We start from the raw sequence: 23425 nt of genomic DNA, 5'->3' as shown, positions 1-23425 counted from the left end.
GTCAGGGCATCGCGCTGAGGAAGCGCGACAGGACTTCGTAGCAGTGTCCGATCTCGTTCACCCGGACGTTCTCCTGCTGCGTGTGGGCGAGCAGCGGGTCGCCGGGGCCGAAGTTCACGGCGGGCGTGCCGAGCGCGGCGAAGCGGGCCACGTCGGTCCAGCCGAGCTTGGCGACCGGGGCGCCGCCCGCCGCCTCGACCAGCTCGCGCGCGGCGGGCGAGGCGAGGCCGGGCAGGGCGCCCGCGGCGAAGTCGGTGACGGTGACCTCGTAGCCGTCGAACAGCTCCCGCAGGTAGGCCTCGGCCTGCGCGGGGGTGCGGTCGGGGGCGAAGCGGTGGTTCACGGTCAGCACGCACTCGTCCGGCACGACGTTGCCGGAGACGCCGCCGGTGATGCCCACGGCCTGCACGCCCTCGCGGTAGGTGCAGCCGTCGATCTCCACCACCCGCGACTCGTGGTCGCGCAGCCGGGCGATGGCGTCGCCGAGCAGGTGGATGGCGTTGACGCCCATCCAGCCGCGCGCGGTGTGGGCGCGCTTGCCGGTGGCCCGCACCTGGACCCGGATGGTGCCCTGGCAGCCCGCCTCGATGACGCCGTTGGACGGCTCGCACACGATCGCCAGGTCGCCGCTCATCCACTCGGGCAGCTCGCGCTCGATCCGGCCGAGGCCGTTGCGGCTGGCCTCGACCTCCTCGCAGTCGTAGAACACGAACGTGAGGTCGTGGCGCGGGTCGGTGAGCGTGCCCGCGAGGGCCAGCATGACCGCGTCGCCGCCCTTCATGTCCACCGTGCCGAGGCCGTGCAGCACGCCGTCCTCCAGCCGGGACGGCAGGTTGTCGTTGACCGGCACCGTGTCCAGGTGCCCGGCGAGCACGACGCGCCGCTCGCGGCCGAGGTTCGTGCGGGCCAGGACGGTGTTGCCGGAGCGGACGACCTCCAGGCCGGTCTGCTCGCGCAGGGACCGCTCGACCAGGTCGGCGATGCGCTGCTCGTCCCCGGAGACGCTGGGGACGTCGACCAGCGCGGTGGTCAGCGTGACGGGATCGGCGGAGAGGTCAAGGGTGTCGGCCACGCCCGGCACGTTACCGTTCAGTGCTGTGAGCACCGAAGACACCACCACCGGCGCGCACGGCGTCGGACTGGCGACCGTGACCTCCGACGGGACCGTGCTGGACACCTGGTTCCCCGCGCCCCGGCTCGGCGAGGCCGAGGCGGGCACCGCCCGGCTGTCGCCGGTCGAGGTCGCGGCCGAGCTGGGCGAGGCCGCGGCGAAGCTGCTCGGCGTCGACGCGGAGCGCGACGTCGAGGTCGTGGGCGTGCGCGTGGGCATCGCCTCGCTGGACTCCGCGCCCGCCGACACCTACGACGTGTGGCTGCGGCTGCACCTGCTCTCGTCCCGGCTGGTCAGGCCGCACGGGGTGAACCTGGACGGCGTGTTCGGCCTGCTGACCAACGTGGTGTGGACCAACCACGGCCCGTGCGCGGTGGAGGGCTTCGAGGCCACCCGCCTGCGGCTGCGCGGGCGCGGCGCGGTCACCGTGTACGGGGTGGACAAGTTCCCCCGGATGGTGGACTACGTGGTGCCGTCGGGCGTGCGGATCGCGGACGCGGACCGGGTGCGGCTGGGCGCGCACCTGGCGGCGGGCACGACGGTCATGCACGAGGGCTTCGTGAACTTCAACGCGGGCACGCTCGGCTCGTCCATGGTGGAGGGCCGGATCTCGGCCGGGGTCGTGGTCGGCGACGGCAGCGACGTCGGCGGCGGCGCGTCGATCATGGGCACGCTGTCCGGCGGCGGCAAGCAGGTCATCTCGGTGGGCGAGCGGTCGCTGATCGGGGCGAACGCGGGCATCGGCATCTCGCTGGGCGACGACTGCGTCGTGGAGTCCGGGCTGTACGTGACGGCCGCGTCGAAGGTGACCGGCGACGACGGCTCGGTCGTGAAGGCGAGCGAGCTGTCCGGGGTGTCGAACCTGCTGTTCATCCGCGACTCGGTGAGCGGCGCGGTGCGCGTGCGGGCCCGCAAGGGCACCGGGGTCGAGCTGAACTCGATCCTGCACGCCAACGACTGATCCCCCTCCGCGAACGCGAGAGCCGGGCCGCCGCGCTGCGACCCGGCTCTCGCGGTGCTCGGGGGACCTACTCGGCGAGCCGCTCCACGGCGGTCGCCACCCGCTCGTCGCTCGCGGTCAGCGCGACGCGGACGTGCTCGGAGCCGCCGGGGCCGTAGAACGTGCCGGGCGCGGCCAGCACGCCCCGGTCAGCGAGCCACGCGATGGTGTCCCACGCGCCCTCGCCCCTGGTGGCCCACAGGTACAGGCCCGCCTCGGAGTGGTCGACGCGGAACCCCGCGCCGGTGAGCGCCGCGTGCAGCAGCTCGCGCCGCTTCCCGTACCGCTCGCGCTGGTCGGCCACGTGCGCGTCGTCGTCCAGCGCGGCCGTGATCGCGGCCTGCACGGGCCTCGGCACGATCATGCCCGCGTGCTTGCGCGCCTCCAGCAGCCCGGACACCAGCTCCGGGTCGCCGGTGACGAAGCCCGCCCGGTAGCCGGCGAGGCTGGACGACTTCGACAGCGAGTGGACCGCGAGCAGGCCGTCCGGCGACCCGCCGCTGACCCGCTCGTCCAGCACCGAGAGCGGCTCCGCCGTCCAGTGCAGCGCCAGGTAGCACTCGTCCGAGGCGACCACCGCGCCCGCCTCGCGGGCGGCGGCGACCGCGTCCGCCAGCGCGGGGGCGTCCAGCACCCGGCCGGTCGGGTTGGACGGGGAGTTCAGCCACACCAGCTTCACGCCTGCGGGCGGGGCCTCGCCGTCCGCCAGCCGCACCACGTCGGCGCCCGCGATCCGGGCCCCCACCTCGTACGTCGGGTAGGCCAGCTCGGGGATCGCGACCACGTCGCCGGGGCCGACGCCGAGCAGCGTCGGCAACCACGCCACCAGCTCCTTCGAGCCGATGGTCGGCAGCACGGCGGCCGGGTCCAGGCCGGTGACGCCGTAGCGGCGGGCCATCGACCCGACGACGGCCTCGCGCAGCTCGGGGGTGCCGTGCGTGGTCGGGTAGCCCGGTTCGGCCGACACCGACGACAGGGCCCGCTGGATCACGTCCGGCACCGGGTCGACCGGCGTGCCGACGGACAGGTCGACCACACCGCCGGGGTGCGCGCGCGCCGTGGCGGCGTGGTCGGCCAGCGAGTCCCAGGGGAAGTCCGGGAGCGAGCGGTGGAGCGTCACTCGTGGGACGCCTGCGGCGGGAGGGCCTTGATGAACGCCGGGTCCGCCGAGACCTTGCCGACCTTGGAGGCGCCGCCGGGGGAGCCCAGGTCGTCGAAGAAGTCCACGTTCGCCTTGGTGTAGGCGGCCCACTCGTCGGGGACGTCGTCCTCGTAGTAGATGGCCTCCACCGGGCACACCGGCTCGCAGGCACCGCAGTCGACGCACTCGTCCGGGTGGATGTAGAGCATCCGGTCGCCTTCGTAGATGCAGTCGACGGGGCACTCTTCGATGCACGCCTTGTCGAGCACGTCCACGCACGGCTGGGCGATCACATAGGTCACTGCGCTCTCCTGCTCTGTCTCTTAGTCCACACCGCGCACAGCGGAGGGTACGCGGCTGCGCGCCCGCCGCGCCGGTGAGGCTCGCCTTATCAAACTCCCATCCCACCTGCCAGAACGGACGACCTCGCTTCGGGGCGGGGGTGCGGCAGGATGTGGCGGTGGACCCGATCACCGTTCTGGAGCAGCGCTGCGCCGCCGCATGGCCCGCACTCGTCGACCGCCCGCTCGGGGGGTGGAGGCTGCGCGCGGCGGCCGGGTTCACCGGGCGGGCGAACAGCGCCCTGACCACGGGCGATCCGGGTGTGCCGCTGGGCGCGGCGCTGGCGTCGGTGCGGGCGTTCGCGGCCGAGCAGGGGGTGCCGCCGCTGGCGCACGTGGTGCTGGGGTCGGAGCACGAGGCGGGGCTGGCGGCAGCCGGGTGGGAGCCGGATGTCGAGCACCCCGGAGGGGTCGAGTCGCTGGTGATGACCGGGCCGCTGACGGGGTTCGGGGACGCGCGGGGCGGGTCCACGGAGCGGGACGGCGGTCCGGTGGGTGGCGCGGTGGGCGGGGTGGCGCGCGGCCGGTACGCGGTGTCGGTGCCCGAGGAGCCGGACGCGCGCTGGTGGGAGCTGGCCGCGCAGCCCGACCCGACGCCCGCGCAGCGGCACGTGCTGGCCCCGGAGGGGCTGGCGGTGAGCTTCGGGATCGCGCTGCCGGTGGGCGGTTCGGGGTCGGGGGCGGAGGACTTCGGCGGCCCGACGGGCGGCGCGCTCGGCGGTGGTGCGGCGGCCGGTGGGGTGGTGCGCGGGGCCGTGGTGGGCGAGGTGCTGCACGTGGCGCGGCTGGCCGTGCGCCAGGAGGCGCGGCGGCTGGGGCTGGCGCGGGCGCTGATGGCGGAGCTGGCGGCGTGGGGCGCGGCGCGCGGGGCCACCGTGCTGGCGCTCCAGGTGGCCGAGCACAACAAGCCCGCGATCGCCCTGTACGAGTCGCTGGGCTGCGCGGAGCACCACCGCTACCGCTACTGGCGCCCGTCGTCCTGAGCGGCCTTCCGGGCGGCCTCGGCGGCGAACCAGGCGAGCGCCTCCCGCCGCACCCGCTTGCCGCCGTGCCGCTCGCCGAAGTAGTCGCCGACCGCCCCGACCAGCGGCAACATGCCGATGACCTGGTGGTGCAAGCGCCCCTGGGGCCGCTTGTCCAGCTCGCCCTCGAGCGACCAGAGCACCCGCGCGAGCTTCCACACCGCCCGCCCGACCACCTTGACCCCGGCCTTGGCCCCCTCGGCGGCCCGCTGCCCGATTCCGGGCCGGGCGGAACCGGCCGGTTCGGGGCCGGGGCCTGCCGAACCGGGGGCGGTGCTGGCCGAACCGGGGCCGGTGCCTGCCGAACCAGGGCCGGTGCCTACTGAACCGGGGACGGTGCTGGCCGAACCAGGGGCGGCACCGGCCGAACCGGGAAGGGCGCCTGCCGCCCCGAAGCCGGCACTGCCCGCCTCGGGGCTGGTACCGATCAGTTCGGGGCCGGCTGCGGGTGGTTGGGGGCCGGCGGCGGCCGAGCCGGTCGCGGCAGCCGGGTCAGCAGGGCCGGCCGCGCCTGCGGTGCCACTCGCGGTGGTCTCGGCTGCCGGGCCAACTGCGCCGGTACTGCCGGGCGCGCCCTCGGTGTTCGCCACGGTGTCGGCATCGGCGTCGGCCTCGCGCATCGCTTCGGTCAGCTCAGCGGTCAGTTCAGCGGTGCGGCGGTCCTCCTCGGCGCGGTCGGCCGGGTCGGTGAGCCTGCCGTCGACCTCGCGCTGGAACAGCACGTGCGCGATGAGCCGCACCCGGTCCTCGACCGAGTCGACGCCCCGCTCCCCCGCGAACGCCGCCAGCAGCAGCCCCTGCCCGGCAGCGCCGAGCGAGGACTGGATCGGCAGGCGATCGGCCAGCGCGCCGCCGACGCCGGGGACGGCCGCCAGCAGGGCGAGCAGCCTGCCGAGGCGGTTGGCCCACCAGTCGTCGCGCTGCTCGACGTCCATCGCCGCCCACGCGGCCGTGCCCGGCACCCGGAACGCGGCCAGCTGGTCCCACAGCCGGTCGACGGCCTTGCGGTCCGCGCCCGCGCCGATCTCGCGCTCGCGCAGCCCCAGCAGGTCCACGTCCCGCACCGCCGCCAGCACCGGCCCGGTCGCCCGGACGAACGGCCGCAGCGCCAGCACCACGTCCCGATCGGTTATGCCGCCCACGCCAGCCTCCCCGCGCCCACCGCACCCGCCCGGCGGGCGCCGGACGAGCCCACACCCAACGCCTACCCCCGAGCACGCCCGCGAACCACCGGCCACCCGCCCGGCCCCGGTGCGCCCGCCTCGGCAACCCCGTCTGAGCACCCGCGCCGCCACTCGACCGCGCCCATCTCAGCGCCCGCTCAAGCAGGCCGCCCCTCATTCAAGGGCCCTCATGCAGGGGCCCTCAAGCAGGCCGCCCTCCAAGCAAAGTCACCCTCAAGCCAGCAGGGTCGCTCCTCAGGCCGGTCGCCCCATGATCGCCCCCAGCGCCACCGCGCCCGGCAGCGCGCCCGCGCCGAACAGCGCCAGCGTGCGCCAGTCGTTGGCCAGCACCACGTCACCACCGGGCCCGAGCACGCCCAGCACCAGCAGCACCGCCAGCCACACCAGCAGCGGCGACGCGGCGACCGACATCTTGCGCGAGCAGCTCGACGCCGCGATCACCAGCAGCGGCATCGAGACCGCCGCCACCACCACCGAGATCGGGAACGGCCAGCCGCCCACGGCGGGCAGGAGGGTGCCGTCCAGGCGCAGCGGCAGGAAGAACAGCTCCAGCACCGCCAGCACCGCCGTCTGGACCAGCACCGCGACGTGGGCGACCCGGTCGTCCGCCCCCATCCGCTCGCGCGACGGCGGCCGGACCGCCGTGCCACCGCCGGGTGCACTACCGCCGGAGGTCGGTCCCCCCGCTGTCCGGTCGTCGGCCGCCATCAGCCGCCCAGCCCGCCGAACAGGTCGTGCTCCGCGCCCTCGGCGGGCCCGCTGGCCAGCACGTAGTGCTCGTTCGGCAGCACCGGCTGGGCGATCCCGTTGGACAGCGCGTAGCTGGCCCCGCCCGCGCCGCCCTGCCACACCGTGACCTGCGTGCTGTGCGCGCGCAGCGCCCGCAGCTTGGCCATCAGGTGCTCGGACACGTCGATCGTGGTGGTGATGACCGCGTCGTCCACGGCGGGCAGCTCACCGGGCTCGGGCAGCCGGAACGGCAGGTCCTCCAGCGAGGCCAGCTCGCGGGCGCCCGCCTCGGTCTCCTCGCGCGAGGTCACGGTGTGGAAGAGCCGCTCCACGCAGCTCGACGCGGCGACGGCCGCCGTGGTGATCTCGTGGGCCCGGATGTGGTCCGGGTGGCCGTAACCGCCGAAGTCGTCGTAGGTCACCACGACCTGGGGCTTCACCGCGTTGATGATCGCGAGCAGCTCGTCGGCCTGCTCCTGGGCCGACCCGGCGACGAAGGCGCGCGGGTGGGCGTTGGCGGCGGTGCCGACCATGCCGGAGTCGCGCCAGCGGCCGTGGCCGCCGAGGAACCGGTGGTCGGTCACGCCGAGCGCGGCGCACGCGGCGCGCAGCTCGGCGACGCGGTAACCGCCGAGCTGGTCGGCGGCGTCGGCGGCGAGTTCCCGCAGCGCGGGCGGGATGATCTCGCCCTCCTCGCCGAGGGTGCAGGTGACCACGGTGACCTGCACGCCGTCGGCCGCGTACCGGGCGATCGTGCCGCCCGTCCACAGGCTCTCGTCGTCGGGGTGCGCGTGGACCAGCAGCAACCGGGGTGGGGCGGTGAGCGTCACCCGACCAGCGTAGAGGTTGCGCCGCCGCAGACCCCGGAGGCGGGCCGGCGTTCCACGGGAACACAACAGCGCCCGCGCGGGGCGATACCCCCGCGCGGGCGCTGAAGATCAGTCAGCGACCCGCCAACTAACCGACGATCATCGGCTTCACCTCGGCGAAGTGGCACGCCGACAGGGTCTGGCTACCGGCCCTGCGCTCCAGCTTCGGCTCCTCGGTCGCGCAGATGTCCTGCGCCTTCCAGCACCGGGTGCGGAACCGGCAGCCCGACGGCGGGTTCACCGGGGACGGCACGTCGCCGGTGAGCACGATCCGCTGGCGCCTGCGCTCCAGCTTCGGGTCCGGCACCGGCACGGCCGACAGCAGCGCCTGGGTGTACGGGTGCGTCGGCTTGCTGTAGATCTCCTCGCGGTCGCCGATCTCGACGATCTTGCCGAGGTACATCACGGCGACGCGGTCGGAGATGTGCCGCACCACGGACAGGTCGTGCGCCACGAACAGGTAGGCCAGCCCGAGGCGCTCCTGGAGCTCCTCCAGCAGGTTGACCACACCGGCCTGCACGGACACGTCCAGCGCGGACACCGGCTCGTCCAGCACGATCAGCTTCGGGTTGAGCGCGAGCGCGCGGGCGATGCCGATGCGCTGACGCTGACCGCCGGAGAACTCGTGGGCGTAGCGGTTGCGGTGCTCCGGGTTGAGGCCGACCAGCTCCATCAGCTCGTTGACCCGCTGCTGCACGCTGCGGCCCTCGCCGCCGTCCACGCCGTGGATCTTGAACGGCTCGGAGATGAGCTCGTTGATCTGCCAGCGCGGGTTCAGCGACGCGTACGGGTCCTGGAACACGATCTGCATGTCCCTGCGCACGCCGCGCAGCTGGCCGCCCTTGAGCTTGGTCAGCTCGCGGCCCTCGAACTTCACCGAGCCCGAGGTGGGCTTGTGCAGCTGGAGGATGGCGCGACCGGTGGTGGACTTGCCGCAGCCGGACTCGCCGACCAGGCCGAGCGTCTCGCCCGCGTGCAGGTCGAAGGTGACGCCGGAGACGGCCTGCACCTGCCCGACCGTGCGGGGGATGATGCCGCCGCCGCGCACGGGGAAGGCCTTGACCAGGTCCTTGACCTCCAGCAGCGGGGTGCGGCTCGCGCCGGGCTGCCGGGCGGAGGTGTCGGTCGAGGTGCTCATGAGGTCGGGTTCTCCCCTTCGTGCAGGCGCGCCTCGACCGCGGCGGCGTCCTCGATGACGGGGATGCCGGGATTCGCGGCGGTCAGTGCGGCCGGGTTCTCCACGACGCCGATCTCCTCCGTGGCGAACAGCCGCTGGGGGTTCGGGATGGTGGCGAGGTGGGCGGAGCGGTGGCAGCGGGCGAAGTGGTTCGCCCGGTCGGTCTCCAGCAGCAGGGGCTCGGTCTCCCGGCACTGGTCGACCGCGAGCGGGCAGCGCGGCGAGAACGGGCAGCCCTTGGGCAGGTTCATCAGCGACGGCGGGGTGCCCTTGATGGGCGTGAGCCGCCTGCCGAGCATCTGCGGGTTCGGGATGGAGCCGATGAGGCCGACGGTGTAGGGCATCCGCTGGGCCTCGAAGACCTCGTCGACGCCGCCCTGCTCGACGACCGTGCCGCCGTACATGACCTGCACGCGGTCCACCATGCCCGCCACGACGCCGAGGTCGTGGGTGATGATCATGATGCCCGCGTTCGTCTCGTCCCGGATGCGCAGCAGCGTGTCCAGGATCTGCGCCTGCACGGTGACGTCCAGCGCGGTGGTCGGCTCGTCCGCGATGATCACGTCCGGGTCGTTGATGATCGCCATCGCGATCATCACGCGCTGCCTCATGCCGCCGGAGAACTCGTGCGGGTACTGCTGGGCGCGCCGGTCGGGCTGCGGGATGCCCACGAGCTCCAGCGCCTCGACGGCCTTGGCCAGCGCCGCCTTCTTCGAGACCTTGTGGTGCGCCCGGTACGCCTCGGCGAGCTGCCAGCCCACCGTGTAGACCGGGTTCATCGAGGTCATCGGGTCCTGGAAGATCATGGCGATGTTGTTGCCGCGAACCGGCTGCATCCCCTTGTAGGACCGCCCGACCAGCTCCTGCTCGCGGAACTTGATCGAACCGCCGATCTTGGCGGTCTTGGGCAGCAGGCCCATGACCGCCATCGACGACACCGACTTGCCCGAGCCCGACTCGCCGACGATGCCGAGGACCTCGCCCGCGCCGAGTGTGAACGACACGTCGCGCACTGCGTGCACGGTGCCGTCCTCGGTCGGGAAGTCCACCGACAGGTTCTCCACCCGCAGCAGCTTCTCGCCCGCGGCGTTCTGCGCCTTCTTGGGTGCGCCCATCACGTCGTCCAACTCACTCATGCCTTAACCCTCTTCTGCCGCGGGTCGAAGGCGTCCCTGAGGCCGTCACCGATGAAGTTGACCGCCAGCGAGATCAGCACGATGAACACGAACGGCAGGAAGAACAGCCACGGGTGCAGCGTCAGCTCGTTCTTGTTCAGGCTGATCATGAGGCCCAGCGAGGTGTCCGGGCTCTGCACGCCGAGGCCGATGAACGACAGGGCCGCCTCCAGCAGCACGGCCTGCGCGATCGCCAGCGTGGCGTTCACGATGATCACGTCGATGGTGTTGGGCAGGATGTGCCGGAACACGATCCGCCACGTGCTCGCGCCCAGGGCGCGGGCCGCCTCGACGAACTCCTTCTCGCGCAGCGACAGCACCATGCCGCGGATGACGCGGGCGATGGACAGCCAGCCGATGAGGCCGAGGTAGACGGCCACGACGAGCCAGTTGGAACCACCGGAGATGGTCGCCACGAAGCTGCTGCGCACCAGCACGGCCGCGATGACCAGGCTGGGGATGATCAGCAGCAGGTCGATGAACCGGCTGATCAGCGCGTCGACCCAGCCCCGGAGGTAACCGGCCAGCGCGCCCAGCACGACGCCGATCACCGTGGACACCAGCGCCACGACCATCGCGATCTGCAGGGAGAACTGGGTGCCCCGGATGATCTGGGCGACCATGTCGCCGCCGAGGCTGTCGGTGCCGAAGGGGTGGTCGGCGCTCGGCGGCAGGTACCGCCGGAAGCTCAGGTCGGTGTAGCTGTGCTGCCACAGCAGTCCGCCGAAGAAGGCGAACAGCACCAGGACCACGAACAGCACGAGGCCGAACAGCGCCGCCCGGTGCCGCGAGAAGCGGGTGAGGATGACCTTCCACTGCTTCTTCGCGGTGGTCGTGTCGAACTGGCTCGCCTCAGCCTTCTCGGGCGCGGGCGCCTGCGCCAGCGGGGAACCCATGTCAGTCAAGGCGAATCCTCGGGTCAAGGAAGGCGTACAGGATGTCCGCGATCAGGTTGAACAGGACGATGAAGATGGCCGTCAGCATCATGAAGCCGAGCACCTGGTAGGGCTCGATCTTCTCGATGGCCTTGACGATGTAGTTGCCCATGCCCGACCAGCCGAACACCGTCTCGGTGATGACCGCGCCGCCGAAGCCCGCGCCGATGTTCAGCGAGGACATCGTGATCACGGGGATCAGGGCGTTGCGGAACGCGTGCCGGAAGATCGTGCGCGCCTGCGAGATGCCCTTGGCCTGCGCGGTGCGCACGTAGTCGGCGTTCAGGGTGTCGAGCATGGAGGCGCGCTGGAAGCGGCTGTAGAGCGCGAACTGGATGACGACCAGCGAGATGGTGGGCAGCAGGTACGCGCCGGAGTACTGGAACACCTGCTCGCCGAAGCTGCCGCCGAAGCCGTCGCCGGGCGGACCGGCGGTGATGATCCAGCGGTCGAGGCCGAGCGATTCCAGCCAGTTGTTCAACTCGATGCCGCCCGCTTTGAGCACCAGGGCGACGCAGAACAGGGGCATCGAGAACATGGCGAACGATATGCCGGTCGCCGTGTAGTCGAAGACCGAGTACTGCTTCACCGCCCCGATGACGCCGACGGCGATGCCGAGGGCGAGGGCGATCAGCTCGGCGGCGAGGATCAGCCGGAGGGTGACGCCGAAGGCCTTGAGCAGGGTCTCCTTGACCGGCTTGCCCGCGTTGCCGGGGACGACGGTCTGGCCCCAGTCGCCGGTGACGAAGTTGCCCGCCCAGTCGGTGTAGCGCTCGACGACGGGCTTGTTGTAACCGGTCATTTCGTAGGCGGCGGCGATCTCCGCGTCGGAGCGGGGCTTCTGGAGCTTCCACTCGCCCAGGGGGTCTCCCATGGCGGTGGTCAGCCCGAAGCACAGGAACGAAGCCACGATCAACAGCGGGATCGAGATCAGAACCCGCCGGATGGCGTAACGGAACATACGAGGTCTCTAGTCTCCCTAGGCCCTCCCGCGGGGGACGTGGTGGGGGCCTACCGGATGCTGACGGCGTTCGGGGGACCGGTGCTGGTGTGCACCGGCCCCCCGGACGGATGGGTCGTGCGCTGGAGCCTGACGGCTCAGCAGATCAGCAGCAGCTCAGGGCTACTTCTTCTGCCAGGCGTACAGGTTCCACGTGATGCCACCCGCGACACCGATGTAGCTGACCGGGCTGTAGTCCGAGGACGAGGCCGCGAAGTCGGTGTGCTGGAACAGCGGGATGCTCGCCAGGTCGGCGCGCATGGCCTTGTCGACGTCGTTCATCAGCGTGATGCGCTTCTCGTAGTCGAGCTCGCTGTTCGCCTTCGCCCACGTGTCGGTGACGGTCGCCGAGTCGTAGTTGTTGTAGTTCGCCGAGCCGCCCTTGGACTTCTGGGCGTAGTTGCCGAACGCACCGGCCTTCAGCGGGGCGCCGACCCACGCGAACAGGGCGGCCTCGAACTCGGAGGCCGGGAGGCGCTTGTCGTTGAAGTCGGCCGACTCGTCGGCGATGACCTCGATGCCCGCCTTGGCGCAGGAGGCCTGGACCAGGCGCACGGTCTGCGCGCGACGGGTGATCGTCTTGTGGCTCAGCTTGAAGGACGCGCGGAACTCGCCCTTGGTGTAGACGTTGTCGCCACCCAGGGTCCAGCCACCGGCCTCCATGACCTTCTTGGCGGCCTCGGTGTCACCGTCGGCCAGGTCGGCGTAGTGGTCCTCGTAGCCGACCTCGTTGGGCATGAAGGTCAGGCTGCCCAGGGGCTTGGCGCCCGGCTGCACGTCCTGGACGAGCTTCTCGACGATCTCGGTCCGCGGGGTGCAGATCGCGATGGCCTCGCGGAGCTCCTTGTTCTGGGCGAACAGCGGGTTGGCCATGTTCAGGTCGATGTGCTCGTAGGTCTGGCCACCGCTGGCGAAGACCGTGTAGGCGTCGCTGCCCCGGAGCTGCTGCGCCACGGCGTTGTCGGCCTGCGGCGCGATCGCCTGGACTTCCTTGTTCTGGAGCTGCTGAGCCGCGGACTGGGCGTCGCGGTTCGTCTTCAGGATGACCTTGGACGGGCCGCCCTTGTTGCCCCACCACTTCGGGTTGCGCTCGAGGACCGTCTGGTCGCTCAGGTCGGCCGAGGTGATGACGTACGGGCCACCGGAGAGGGCGACGTCGGCGTTCCAGCCGTTCCAGCCCTTGGTGAAGAACTCGGCGGCCTTCTTGACCGTCTCGTCGTTCTGGTCCGGGGTGACCTTGGTGATGTCCTCGATGCCCGCCTTCTGCTCCAGCACGTGGGCCGGGAGCAGGCCGTCGCTGCCGGGCTGCGAGAACAGGCCCCGGTAGTCGGCGTACGGCTTGCTGAAGGTGGTGGTGATCGTCTTGTTGCCGTCCGAGCACTCCAGCTTCGAGATGTCCTCGTAGCCGGTGGGGGTCGCGTCGAAGATCGAGGCGGACTCGCCGTCGGAGGTCGTCGTGGTGGCCTTGCTGGTGGCCGCCAGCCACTTCAGGTGGAAGTCCTTGCAGTCGATCGGCTGGCCGTCGGACCAGACCGCCTCCTTGCGGACCTTCCACTCGATGACCTGCGGGTCGCTCGAGGTGACCTTGATGGACTCCATCAGGTCGCCGTCGACCTTGATGACGACCTTGCCGTCGACCAGGTCCACGATGTACGGCGAGGGCTGCACGTTCGACAACGCCATGGTGCTGGCGAAGTTGTTCGTCGCACCCGTGAAGTTGTTGTAGTTGCTGAAGCCCTCTTCAACGGCGATAGCGACCTCGCCGATGTCGTCGACGGCCGGACGCTTGAAGATCTCGTCCTGGCCCCCGATCGCACCGGGGTTCGAGTCCTGCTGCCCGCCGTCGCCCTCGCCGCCGGCGCCGCCGCCGCCGCAAGCGCTCAGCAAGAGCGTCGCACTGGTCATCAGCGCGAACGCCGAGACGGTCTTTCTCCTCATCGACACGTGCCCTCCTAGCACCGGGATGGAGCGGACCTCTGACCGGACTCCACACCCTTAACGTTGATGTGCCAAACGCGCCCCGAACCGACACACCGGTGCGAACGATAAGAAGGTGTTAGACGGATGGTCACTGCCCAGAGCTTGATCGTGACCAAAGGGTGACACGCCGGTAGCAGCGCGCTACACCGTCGTTACCGGACGGGGGTCTTCGTTAACCGGTTGACGGGAATACTGTCAATAATGCCCGGCTGACGTGGTGAGCACCAGGAGGTTCCCCGGTTTGTGCGGTGACGCGCTTCAACGGTCTTCCCTCCGCCAGGTCGCGGCCCCGGAAAGGGGCCCGGAGAAGGGCGCGCCGGAGGCCACCCCCTGCGCTTGGGGGAGCACCACGAGCAGGTCCGTCACCTGGAACAACGGCAGGGAGACGGCCTGCTGCCAGAGCAGCGGCTCGACCTGGGCGAGCGCGTCGGACAGCAGCAGGCGGCCGGTCAGGACCTCGTCGACGATCTTCTGGACGGCCGGGTCGCAGAAACCGGCGGGATTCCCCGGAAAGGCTGTCGAAGATCCGGTGTTGTCCGGTTCGGGGCAGCCGAAAGCTGACGCCAGAACTGTGCCGGAATCACCGGAGCCGACTAGCGGGACAACGGCGATGTCGACAGTTCGATCACCTTGTCCACCGGAACCGCCGGGGTCCGCCAGGAGTTCGCCGAACAACTCGTCCGGCGGCGTTGTCAGGACCTCGGACTCGATTCCGGACAATGACAGCTGGCGTTGCACCTGGTTGGCGATCGTCGCGTACGGCTCGACACCGGCGGGCGCGGCGATCACCAGCTCCAGCGGGCGCCCGTCGCGGCCCCACCTCCCGCCCTCCGGACGGGTGAGACCGGCCTCGGTCAGCAGCGCGGCGGCGTCGGCCCCGCCCTGCGGGGCGGTGGCCACGTACCCGGCCCTGGACGGCGGGACCACGAGCGAGTCGGCGCGCAGCGCGGCGCCAGGTCCGCCCCTGGCGCCGACGCCGATGAGCTCGTCCCGGTTGAGCAGCGCGCGCACGGCGGTGCGCACCTTCACGTCGGCCAGGTTGGGGGACGCCGGGCGGAACAGCACCTGGACCACCTCGCCCCTGGGGACGGCCTCGGTGGTCAGCGGGGTGGTCTCGGCGAGCTTCGCCAGGTTCGCGGTGGTGATCGAGTCGGCCCGGACCAGCGCGACCTGGTCGTCGCCGCTGCGCAGCGCGTCGAGCGTCGCGGACTGGCTCGCCCGGCGCAGGATCACCCGGTCGAGGGCGGCGGGCTGCTCCCAGTAGCGGTCGCTGCGCTCCAGGATGATCTCGCCGCGCGGCTGGTCGAGGGTGCGCACCGCGAACGGGCCCGCCGTGGCGGGGAAGCTCTCGGTGAGCGCGGCGGACCAGCCGCCGGGGGCGTCCTTGAGCAGGTGGGCGGGCAGCAGGTCGCGGAACAGGTCGCGCCACGCCGGGTAGGGGTCGGAGAAGACGACCTCGACGACCTTGCCGCCCTCGCGGGAGCGGATGTCGGAGATCAGCCGGTAGCCCGCCGGGTTGACCACGCCGGGCTCGGAGCGCATCCGCTGCCACAGGTAGACGAAGTCCTCGGCGGCGATCGGCGCGGCGTCCGACCAGGAGGCGTCCCGGCGCAGGGTGTAGGTCACCGTGTACGGCGCGGCGCCGGTGACCTCGGCGGCCACCAGCAGCGTCCGGTCGAGCGCGGGGCTGCCGTCCGCGTTGGAGCGGAAGGTCGACGGGAGCAGCAGGCTGCTCAGCGCGGTGGTGACCGTGGACTGCGCGGCGAGGGTGTGCGGGTTGTAGCCGCCCTTGACCTCGTCGACGCCGACGACGACCTCGTTCAGCTTCTCCTTGGGGACCACGGTGACACCGGGCGTGGTGGGGACCAGGGGCGGTGGCGGGGTGATCGAGCACGCCGACAGGGCCAGCAGCGCGGCGAGCACCCCCGCGCGCCGGAGGAAACCCCTGGGCCTGGTCATGCCCTGAGGGTCCCACGCCGCCCCCGACTACCGACCGCTACCCCCGGTGATCATCGCCACCGGACGCGGGCGCTCCCCCGCCCGGAGGTTGTCCTGCCTGGTCAGCGGCCTGCCTGAGGGGTTGTCCGGTCGGCCGGGGTGGTCCGGACAACAGGGACGCAGGGTGCACGGGCGCTCACCTTCGGCGCACGCGCCCACCCGGTGGGACGCACGCCCCCGGAAAAGCCCGAGGGCCGACCGGACGTCGTCCGGTCGGCCCTCGGGTCGGCGCTCGTGCGCTCAGCCGCGCAGCTTGGCGCGGTTGCGCTCGCGACCGCGCTGGTTGGCGTCCAGGGTGACCTTGCGGACCCGGACGACGTCCGGCGCGACCTCGACGCACTCGTCGGCGGCGCAGAACTCCAGCGCCTCCTCCAGCGACAGCTTCCTCGGCCGGGCCAGCGTCTCCATGACGTCGGCGGTCGAGGTGCGCATGTTGGTCAGCTTCTTCTCGCGGCAGACGTTGACGTCCAGGTCCTCGGCGCGCGGGTTCTCACCCACGACCATGCCCTCGTACGCGTCCGCGCCCGGCTCGACGAAGAAGGTGCCCCGGTCCGCGAGCTGGATCATCGCGTAGGCGGTGATCGAGCCGGTGCGGTCGGCGACCAGCGAGCCGTTGTGGCGGGTGCGGATCTCGCCCGCCCACGGGCCGTAGCCCTCGGCCACGGCGTTCGCGATGCCGGTGCCCCTGGTCTCGGTGAGGAACTCGGTGCGGAAGCCGATCAGGCCGCGCGAGGGCACGACGTAGTCGAGCTTGATGCGACCGGTGCCGTGGCCGTCCATCGTCTCCATGCGGCCCTTGCGGTTCGCCAGGAGCTGGGTGATGGCGCCGAGGTGCTCCTCGGGGGCGTCGATGGTCAGGCGCTCGAACGGCTCGTGGGTCTTGCCGTCGACCTGCCTGGTGACCACCTGCGGCTTGCCGACGGTCAGCTCGAAGCCCTCGCGGCGCATCTGCTCGACCAGGATGGCCAGCGCCAGCTCGCCTCGGCCCTGCACCTCCCAGGTGTCGGGGCGCTCGGTGGGCAGCACGCGGACGGACACGTTGCCGACCAGCTCGGAGTCCAGGCGGGCCTTGAGGACGCGCGCGGTGAGCTTGGTGCCGCCGTTGCGACCGGCCAGCGGCGAGGTGTTGACGCCGATGGTCATCGAGATGGCGGGCTCGTCGACGGTGATCCGGGGCAGCGGCTCCGGGTTGTCGACGTCGGCCAGGGTGTCGCCGATGGTGATGTCCGGGATGCCGGCGATCGCCACCAGGTCGCCCGCGCGGGCCTCCTCGGCGGGGACGCGCTCCAGCGCCTCGGTGATCAGCAGCTCGGTGATGCGCACCTTCTGGACCGAGCCGTCCTCGCGGCACCAGGACACGGTCTCGCCCTTGCGCATCCGACCGGCGGCGACGCGGCACATCGCGATGCGGCCGAGGAAGGTCGAGGCGTCCAGGTTGGTCACCAGGGCGCGCAGCGGCGCGTCGGCGTCGCCCTGCGGGGCGGGGATGTAGTCGAACAGCACCTTGAACAGGCTGTCCAGGTTCTCCTCGTCCGGCAGGCCGCCGTCCTCGGGCTGGGTCAGCGAGGCGCGACCGGCGCGGGCCGAGGCGTAGACGACCGGCAGGTCCAGCACGGAGTCGTCGGCGCCGACCTCGGTGGCCAGGTCGAGCAGCAGGTCGTGGGCCTCCTCGACGACCTCGGCGATGCGGGCGTCGGGGCGGTCGACCTTGTTCACCACCAGGATGACCGGGAGGCCTGCGGCGAGGGTCTTGCGCAGCACGAAGCGCGTCTGGGGCAGCGGGCCCTCGGACGCGTCGACGAGCAGCACGACGCCGTCGACCATGGAGAGGCCGCGCTCGACCTCACCGCCGAAGTCGGCGTGGCCGGGGGTGTCGATGACGTTGATGACGATGTCGCCGTCCGGCGTGTGCCTGCGCACCGCCGTGTTCTTGGCGAGGATCGTGATGCCCTTCTCGCGCTCCAGCTCGCCCGAGTCCATGACCCGGTCGACGAGCTCGGCGCGTTCGGAGAAGGCGCCGGACTGGCGGAGCATGGCGTCGACCAGGGTGGTCTTGCCGTGGTCAACGTGCGCGACGATCGCCACGTTGCGCAGGTCGTTGCGGACCAGCGTTTCCTTGATCGACGCAGTGGCCGTGGGCACGCGGAACTCCTAGAGCTTCAGTCGCGGGAGGCCGGGCGCCGGACAGGTTTTCACGCGCGCAGCCGTCCTACAGCTTACCGCGCCACCACACCCCTACCACACAGCGCCAGCGGTGAGGTCAGCCTCACCCTGGGGTGGGACACCCGACAGGAGGAGATGAGCACGTGGGAGCGAAGGACAAGAAGAAGGACAAGAAGAAGGTCAAGTCCAAGTGCTGCCGGTCGACGCCGAGGTGCAAGCGGTGCCCGGTGGTGGTCTTCCAGAAGGCGAAGGAGAAAGCCGCGCGGAAGGCGCTGAAGGCGCAGCGGGAGCGCGAGGGCTGAGGCCGGGCGGGTCCCGCCGAATCGGGGCCGCGCGGAATCGGGGCACGGCGGTCGGTCGCGCGTTCGGCCGATCGGGGTGTCCGCGAGAAAACCCGGAGAAAGCGAATTTCTCTCTAATTTTTACCCGGACCGCACGGGGTCGTGGCGCCGTTCCCACGAGGCCGGGCGCAGCGGGCGGGCGCAGTGGTCGGGTGCAGCGGTCGTGCTCGGCGGTCGTGCTCGGCGGTCGGGCGGGGGCGCCGCGTGGGCGCGTCGTCGTCCGGCGGCGGGGGCTGCGCTGGCAGCCGGCGTCGCACCGCCCGGTGACCCCTCCACCGGGCGGTGGAGGACGACGGTCACACGATCAGGTGGTCAGGGTGGCTTCGTTGACCCTGAGCAGCTCAGGGGCCGTGCGCGTGGCCTGGAACTCCACCACCTCGTGGCGGACCAGGTGCCGGATGGCGAGGGGGTCGGTGGCCAGCAGGGCGTCCAGCTGACCCCGGCGCATGGGACGGGCGAGTATCACGTCGCCGTCGCGCGGGACCTGCCTGCCGGAGGCGAGGAAGTGCCCGGCCTGGTACTGCCTGGCCAGCCACTCGCCGTGTTCGGGGAGGGAGCAGTCGACTACGTCCAGCGGTTTGGTGTACCGCAGCAGCACGATGTACATGCTCCGAAATGTAGACCTGTTCCCCACGGGTAAAACACGTTATGATCCCCGCTATGCGCGCTCTTTACCACTTCTGGTGGACCACCTCGCGGTGGCCCGCTTAACTGTGCGCGTTCAGTGACCACAGGCCGCCCGCCGAGGCGGCCTTCGTGTTCTTCCGGGGCTTTCGCCGAGGCGGGCCCGTTTCCGGAGGAACCAGTGACCAGGCTTTCCGCGATCACCCCGTCGGGCCACGTCCAGCTCGGCAACCACCTCGGCGCCGTGCGGCGCTGGGCCCGCGAGGGGACCGCCGACGACCTGTACTTCATCAGCGACCTGCACGCCATGACCACCCCGCACAACCCGGCCAGGCTGAGGTCGCTGACCAGGGAGCAGCTGGCGGTCGCGGTGGCGGCGGGCGTCGACCCGGCCAGCGTGTTCGTGCAGTCCGACCTGGTGCGCGAGCTGGGGGCGCTGACCTGGGTGCTGGAGTGCGCGTGCAGCTACGGCGAGGCGGCGCGGATGATCCAGTTCAAGGAGAAGTCGACCGGCCGCGACTCGGTGCGGCTGAGCCTGCTGACCTACCCGGTGCTGATGGCGGCGGACATCCTGCTGCAGGGGGCCGACGAGGTGCCGGTGGGCGAGGACCAGGCGCAGCACGTGGAGCTGGCGCGGGTGCTGGCGCGGCGGTTCAACGGGACGTACGGCGAGGTGTTCGCGGTGCCCAGCGCGGTCGTGCCGAGGACGGCGGCGCGGGTCAGGGACCTGGCCGACCCGAGCCGGAAGATGGCGAAGTCGGCGGTGGACGCGGCCGGGACGGTCTTCGTGCTGGACCCGCCGGACCTGGTGCGCCGCAAGATCCGGCGCGCGGTGACGGACCAGGTGGGCGTGGTCAGGCACGACCCGGAGGGGCAGCCGGGGGTGTCGAACCTGCTGGAGATCACGGCGGCGTGCACCGGGAAGGACGTCGAGGAGCTGGCGGCGGGGATCTCGTCGTACGCGGAGCTGAAGGAGACCGCGGCGGAGGCGGTGGTGGAGGAGCTGCGCGGGGTGCGCGAGCGGGCGCTGGCGCTGCTGGAGGACGCGGCGGAGCTGGACCGGGTGCGGGCCGAGGGGGCGGAGCGGGCGCGGGAGCGGTCGGGGCACCGGTTGGACGCGGCGCTGCGGATGTCCGGGCTGGGCTGAAGGGGGCGGTCACCGCCCTGCGCGATTGAGGGGAGGGGGTCGCGCGGGGCGGGGGGCGCGGGGGTGGCTCGGACCGCTCGGGGCAGGGCTGGTCGGACGCCAGGGGCGCGGTCGGTTCCAGTCAGATCAGGCGCCTTGAACCAGCTCCGGTCCGACCCGTTCAGGTCAGGTCAGCAGGGCGCGCAGGGCCGGGATCAGGGCGCGGTCGGCGGGGAGCCAGTCGAGGGCTTCCAGGTCGTCCCGGCCGATCCAGCGCAGCGCCCGGTGCTCGACCGCGATCGGCTCGGGGCTGTTCGGGGCGAGTTCGGCGGTGTGGACGCGCAGGAGCAGGTCCGGCTTCAGCGGCACGTCCGGGCCCAGCGGGTCGCCGACCGCGACGTCCGCGCCCAGCTCCTCGCGGCACTCGCGGGTCAGCGCGGCGCGGTCGTCCTCACCGGGGTCGACCCGGCCGCCGGGCAGCTCCCAACGGCCATCGGCGTCCGCCGGGAACGCCCGCTGCTGCACCAGCAACCGGTCCCCGCGCACGATCGCCGCCCCGACCACCACCCGAGCCGCGACCAGCTCCCCGGCCCGCCGGACCAGCCGCTCCGACCGCGCGTCGAGCAGCCGCAGCGCCAGCGCCCGCCCGAGCACGACGTCGAACACCCGCCCCAGCGGCCCACCGGGCGCGGTCCACCCGACCCGGTCCACGACGAGCGTGCCGCCACCGGTGCGCACCAGGTCGGTGGTCAGCGACAACCCCGGCCCCGACAGGGTGACGCCGGTCAGGTCGGCCCTGGTCGCGGTGAGCTTGAGCAGGACCGGTCCGCGCGTGCCGGTGACCCGACCGCCCTCGACCAGCAGCTTCCCCGCGCGCAGCTCGACCCCCGCCGAGCGGGCCGCCTCGACCAGCGGTGCGGTGTCCAGCAGCGCGCCCGCCACGGCGGGCACCCCCGCGTCCACCAGCGTCGTCCCCAGGATCTCCGGCACGGCCGCAGAACCTAGCGGACCCCACCCGACCACCGCCCCGCGCCCTGCGACCCACGAGCCGCAAGCCGCAAGCCGCAAGCCGCAAGCCGCGACCCACGAGCACCGGGCCACGAGCCACGAGCCACGAGCCACGAGCACCGGGCACCGGGCACCGGGCACCGGGCACCGGGCACCGGGCCACAGCCTCGCCTCGTTGCCACGCCCCGCCCCGGCCACCCCGCCGTTCGCCGTCACGCAGCCCCGCGACCCCGCCGTCGCGCCGCGAATCTGTCAACAGTTGGCAGCCAATGTGCCCTTGGAGCACATCCCGCCCCTTGCTCAGCGCCCCGCCACCACGCCGCCCAACTGTCAACAGTTGACAGCAAACACGCCCTCAAAGCACGCCCCGCTCAACCCCCACCACCCCCCTCACCGGTAAACCGGCCACCGCACCTCCACCCGCGCCCCGCCCTCCGGCGACTCCGCCGCCCGAACCGCCCCCCGCCGCGCCCGCACCAGGTGCGCCACCAGCGCCAGCCCCAGCCCGAACCCGCCGCTGGCCCGCCCCCGGTCGCTCTCCACCCGGTAGAACCGCTCGAACACCCGCCCCCGGTGCTCCTCCGGGATCCCGTGCCCGTCGTCGTCCACCACCACCCGCACCTCGCGCCCGGCGGGCAGCACGGACACCCGGATCTGGTTCTGCGCGTACCGGGCCGCGTTGCGCAGCAGGTTGTCCAGCACCAGCTCCACCTCCGGCCCGGCCGCCCACACCAGGCACGCGCTCATCGGCGCGGTCACCCGCACGAGCAGGTCCACCTCCCCCAGCCGGTCGACGGCGGCCTGCGCCTGGAGCACCAGGTCGACCGGTTCGGGCCTTGGCAGCTCGCCCGAGTCGGCGCGCGCCAGGATCAGCAGGGCGTCCACCAGCGCGGACATCCGCTGCGACTCCTCCACCACCGACTCCAGGACCTCCAGCGAGAAGTCCGGGTCCGGGTGCGCGACGGCCACCTCGGCCTGCGCCCGCACCGACGTCACCGGTGAGCGCAGCTCGTGCGCGGCGTCGCCGGTGAACCGCCGCAGCCGGTCGCTGGCCTCGTCCCGCCTGGCCAGCAGGGCGTTCAGCGCCACCGCCAGCTCCCGCAGCTCGTCCCGCGCGTCCGGCAGCGGCAGCCGCCGCCCGTGCGGCAGCTCCCCGGCCGCGACCCGCATCCGCTCGACCGGCCGCAGCGACGTGCGCACCGCCAGCCAGGTCGCCACCCCGACCAGCAGCGCCACGGCGACGGCGGCGAGCGCCAGCCACCGGGTGCCGAGCCGGTTGGCCTCGGTGTACCCGACCAGCACGTCCCCGGTCACCCGCAGCCTGGGCGTGCCGTCGTCGGTGAACTCCACCCGCCCGACCCAGCGGTGCGCGCTGTCGCCGTCCAGCCGCAGCACGGACTCGCCCCCGCGCAGCTGCCGGACGTCGGCGGCGGTCAGGTCGAGCGGCGGGCCGCCGTCCACGGGCGCGCCCGCGACGTCGAGCAGCCGGGTGACGCCGACCCGCTCCAGCTCCCGGTCGACCGCGCCGACCTGGACGTGCCCGATGAGCAGCGGGGCGAGCAGGGTGAACGCCAGCAGGCACAGCAGCGCGGCCCCGGTGGCGACGACGGTGATCCGGAACCTGAGGGTGCGCCGCAGCCACCACCGCTCCCACCACCACAGGTCGGGGTTCACCTGCGCTTGACCACCGGGCCGAGCGAGGCGTCCAGGTCGCCCGCGGACGCCAGGTAGCCGTGGCCGCGCACGGTGCGCACGACCTCACCGGCGCCGACCGCCTCCAGCTTGCGCCGCAGGTACCCGACGTACACCTCGACCGCGTTGCGGGTGGCGGCCTGCTCGTCGCCCCACACCGTGCGCAGCAGCTCGTCCTTGGTGACCACGGACCCGGCGCGCCCGGCCAGCACGTCCAGCACCGCGTACTCGCGCGGCGACAGCGGCACCGGGACGCCCGCCCAGCTGACCTCGCGCACCGCCCGGTCGACCACCAGCTCGCCCAGCCGCAGCCTGCGCCTGGCCAGCTCGGCGGACCCGCGCCGCAGCAGCGCCCTGACCTGCGCGACCAGCACCACGAACGAGAACGGCTTGACCAGGTACCCGTCCGCGCCCAGGTCGAGCCCGTCGGCCTGGTCGACCTCGCCGTCCTTGGCCGACACCATCAGCACCGGCGTGCGCACCCCCTCGGCGCGCATCCGCTGGAGCACCCGGTACCCGGACAGCCCCGGCAGCATGATGTCCAGCAGGACCACGTCGAACGCGCCGGTGAGGGCCGCCTTCAGCGCGGTGTCGCCGTCGGCCGCGCTGACCACCTCCATGCCCTCGGCGGCGAGGCCGCGCTCCAGGGCGCGGCGAACGCCCACCTCGTCGTCGACTACCAGCACCCGTGGCCTCACCGGCACAGCATGGCCCGTCCGGGGGACAATCGGCACCCGAACCCCGGTGGGCTCTCAGCGGGCTCTCAGCCTCTCAGCCCGGTCTCAGCGTCACCGGAGCATGGTGGGCCG

21 protein-coding genes are annotated in these 23425 nt (G+C 72.4%); 4 read left to right on the top strand and 17 right to left on the bottom strand.

All coding sequences use genetic code 11. The features are described from left to right. Position 1 precedes the first annotated feature (1 nt). Complete coding sequence (dapE, locus tag LV78_RS20640) at positions 2-1072, bottom strand: succinyl-diaminopimelate desuccinylase (protein ID WP_253846894.1); 1071 nt, start codon at positions 1070-1072, stop codon at positions 2-4. A gap of 25 nt (positions 1073-1097) precedes the next feature. On the opposite strand from dapE, the gene dapD reads away from it, so the two are divergent. Beyond that, positions 1098-2072, top strand: coding sequence for a 2,3,4,5-tetrahydropyridine-2,6-dicarboxylate N-succinyltransferase (gene dapD, locus LV78_RS20635; protein WP_253846893.1), 975 nt, complete (start codon positions 1098-1100; stop codon positions 2070-2072). A gap of 67 nt (positions 2073-2139) precedes the next feature. Here dapD and dapC read toward each other — a convergent pair whose 3' ends face one another. Together dapC and fdxA are read right to left on the bottom strand one after the other, a co-directional pair. After that, positions 2140-3231: a succinyldiaminopimelate transaminase gene (dapC, locus tag LV78_RS20630; RefSeq protein ID WP_253846892.1), complete on the bottom strand. Its 1092-nt coding sequence runs from the start codon at positions 3229-3231 to the stop codon at positions 2140-2142. After that, complete coding sequence (gene fdxA / locus LV78_RS20625; RefSeq protein WP_253846891.1) at positions 3228-3554, bottom strand: ferredoxin; 327 nt, start codon at positions 3552-3554, stop codon at positions 3228-3230. The genes dapC and fdxA overlap by 4 nt, the downstream gene beginning before the upstream one ends. A gap of 158 nt (positions 3555-3712) precedes the next feature. On the opposite strand from fdxA, the gene LV78_RS20620 reads away from it, so the two are divergent. Next, positions 3713-4576: a GNAT family N-acetyltransferase gene (locus tag LV78_RS20620; RefSeq protein WP_253846890.1), complete on the top strand. Its 864-nt coding sequence runs from the start codon at positions 3713-3715 to the stop codon at positions 4574-4576. On the opposite strand, the gene LV78_RS20615 is transcribed toward LV78_RS20620, so the two are convergent. The 10 genes from LV78_RS20615 to typA all read right to left on the bottom strand — a co-directional run bounded on the left by LV78_RS20615 (position 4555) and on the right by typA (position 17804). Beyond that, the gene (locus LV78_RS20615; RefSeq protein WP_253846889.1) at positions 4555-5757 is read right to left on the bottom strand and encodes a hypothetical protein; all 1203 of its coding nucleotides are present in this window, start codon (positions 5755-5757) and stop codon (positions 4555-4557) included. The genes LV78_RS20620 and LV78_RS20615 overlap by 22 nt on opposite strands. Before the next feature lie 276 nt (positions 5758-6033). Continuing rightward, entirely contained in the window at positions 6034-6507 is a 474-nt protein-coding gene (locus LV78_RS20610; RefSeq protein ID WP_308208735.1) for a hypothetical protein, read from the bottom strand. Next, a complete protein-coding gene (gene mshB / locus LV78_RS20605; protein ID WP_253846888.1) occupies positions 6507-7358 on the bottom strand; it encodes an N-acetyl-1-D-myo-inositol-2-amino-2-deoxy-alpha-D-glucopyranoside deacetylase in 852 nt (283 codons plus the stop codon). Before mshB ends, LV78_RS20610 begins: the two co-directional genes overlap by 1 nt. A gap of 127 nt (positions 7359-7485) precedes the next feature. Continuing rightward, on the bottom strand, positions 7486-8535 hold the full coding sequence (locus tag LV78_RS20600) for an ABC transporter ATP-binding protein (protein ID WP_253846887.1): 1050 nt from the start codon (positions 8533-8535) through the stop codon (positions 7486-7488). Further along, positions 8532-9710, bottom strand: a complete 1179-nt coding sequence (locus LV78_RS20595) for an ABC transporter ATP-binding protein (RefSeq protein ID WP_253846886.1) — start codon at positions 9708-9710, stop codon at positions 8532-8534. Before LV78_RS20595 ends, LV78_RS20600 begins: the two co-directional genes overlap by 4 nt. Beyond that, on the bottom strand, positions 9707-10645 hold the full coding sequence (locus LV78_RS20590; RefSeq protein ID WP_253846945.1) for an ABC transporter permease: 939 nt from the start codon (positions 10643-10645) through the stop codon (positions 9707-9709). The genes LV78_RS20595 and LV78_RS20590 overlap by 4 nt, the downstream gene beginning before the upstream one ends. Before the next feature lies 1 nt (position 10646). Then, on the bottom strand, positions 10647-11645 hold the full coding sequence (locus LV78_RS20585; RefSeq protein WP_253846885.1) for an ABC transporter permease: 999 nt from the start codon (positions 11643-11645) through the stop codon (positions 10647-10649). A 162-nt stretch (positions 11646-11807) separates the two neighbouring features. Next, complete coding sequence (locus LV78_RS20580; RefSeq protein WP_253846884.1) at positions 11808-13622, bottom strand: ABC transporter family substrate-binding protein; 1815 nt, start codon at positions 13620-13622, stop codon at positions 11808-11810. 300 nt (positions 13623-13922) lie between these two features. Beyond that, a complete protein-coding gene (locus LV78_RS20575) occupies positions 13923-15623 on the bottom strand; it encodes an ABC transporter family substrate-binding protein (RefSeq protein WP_253846883.1) in 1701 nt (566 codons plus the stop codon). A gap of 279 nt (positions 15624-15902) precedes the next feature. Then, complete coding sequence (gene typA / locus LV78_RS20570; RefSeq protein ID WP_253846882.1) at positions 15903-17804, bottom strand: translational GTPase TypA; 1902 nt, start codon at positions 17802-17804, stop codon at positions 15903-15905. Between the two features lie 164 nt (positions 17805-17968). Between typA and LV78_RS20565 the strand changes: the two genes are divergently transcribed. Continuing rightward, positions 17969-18127: a hypothetical protein gene (locus LV78_RS20565; RefSeq protein ID WP_253846881.1), complete on the top strand. Its 159-nt coding sequence runs from the start codon at positions 17969-17971 to the stop codon at positions 18125-18127. A 343-nt stretch (positions 18128-18470) separates the two neighbouring features. On the opposite strand, the gene LV78_RS20560 is transcribed toward LV78_RS20565, so the two are convergent. Further along, positions 18471-18773 carry a YciI family protein gene (locus LV78_RS20560; protein WP_096491513.1) on the bottom strand — a complete coding sequence of 101 codons (303 nt, stop codon included), beginning with the start codon at positions 18771-18773 and terminating at the stop codon, positions 18471-18473. A gap of 198 nt (positions 18774-18971) precedes the next feature. On the opposite strand from LV78_RS20560, the gene trpS reads away from it, so the two are divergent. Continuing rightward, on the top strand, positions 18972-19937 hold the full coding sequence (gene trpS / locus LV78_RS20555; RefSeq protein ID WP_253846880.1) for a tryptophan--tRNA ligase: 966 nt from the start codon (positions 18972-18974) through the stop codon (positions 19935-19937). 165 nt (positions 19938-20102) lie between these two features. Here trpS and LV78_RS20550 read toward each other — a convergent pair whose 3' ends face one another. The 3 genes from LV78_RS20550 to LV78_RS20540 all read right to left on the bottom strand — a co-directional run bounded on the left by LV78_RS20550 (position 20103) and on the right by LV78_RS20540 (position 23314). Next, a complete protein-coding gene (locus LV78_RS20550; RefSeq protein WP_253846879.1) occupies positions 20103-20906 on the bottom strand; it encodes a (deoxy)nucleoside triphosphate pyrophosphohydrolase in 804 nt (267 codons plus the stop codon). 408 nt (positions 20907-21314) lie between these two features. Continuing rightward, a complete protein-coding gene (locus tag LV78_RS20545; protein WP_253846878.1) occupies positions 21315-22598 on the bottom strand; it encodes a sensor histidine kinase in 1284 nt (427 codons plus the stop codon). Next, positions 22595-23314 (bottom strand): response regulator transcription factor, encoded by a 720-nt coding sequence (locus LV78_RS20540; protein WP_253846877.1) that lies wholly within the window; start codon positions 23312-23314, stop codon positions 22595-22597. Before LV78_RS20540 ends, LV78_RS20545 begins: the two co-directional genes overlap by 4 nt. Positions 23315-23425 lie beyond the last annotated feature (111 nt).

The sequence above is a fragment of the Actinosynnema pretiosum genome (assembly GCF_024171695.1).
GTDB lineage: Bacteria > Actinomycetota > Actinomycetes > Mycobacteriales > Pseudonocardiaceae > Actinosynnema > Actinosynnema pretiosum.
Note: the sequence above shows the minus strand (reverse complement) of the source record. Positions and strands in the feature narration are given on the sequence as shown.

What these genes read in the sequence shown, in the direction of transcription:
- LV78_RS20610 (WP_308208735.1), bottom strand. Translation starts at nt 6,507, where the DNA reads ATGGCGGCCGACGACCGGACAGCGGGGGGACCGACCTCCGGCGGTAGT.
- LV78_RS20600 (WP_253846887.1), bottom strand. Translation starts at nt 8,535, where the DNA reads ATGAGCACCTCGACCGACACCTCCGCCCGGCAGCCCGGCGCGAGCCGC.
- LV78_RS20595 (WP_253846886.1), bottom strand. Translation starts at nt 9,710, where the DNA reads ATGAGTGAGTTGGACGACGTGATGGGCGCACCCAAGAAGGCGCAGAAC.
- LV78_RS20590 (WP_253846945.1), bottom strand. Translation starts at nt 10,645, where the DNA reads ATGGGTTCCCCGCTGGCGCAGGCGCCCGCGCCCGAGAAGGCTGAGGCG.
- LV78_RS20585 (WP_253846885.1), bottom strand. Translation starts at nt 11,645, where the DNA reads ATGTTCCGTTACGCCATCCGGCGGGTTCTGATCTCGATCCCGCTGTTG.
- LV78_RS20580 (WP_253846884.1), bottom strand. Translation starts at nt 13,622, where the DNA reads ATGAGGAGAAAGACCGTCTCGGCGTTCGCGCTGATGACCAGTGCGACG.
- LV78_RS20575 (WP_253846883.1), bottom strand. Translation starts at nt 15,623, where the DNA reads ATGACCAGGCCCAGGGGTTTCCTCCGGCGCGCGGGGGTGCTCGCCGCG.
- LV78_RS20560 (WP_096491513.1), bottom strand. Translation starts at nt 18,773, where the DNA reads ATGTACATCGTGCTGCTGCGGTACACCAAACCGCTGGACGTAGTCGAC.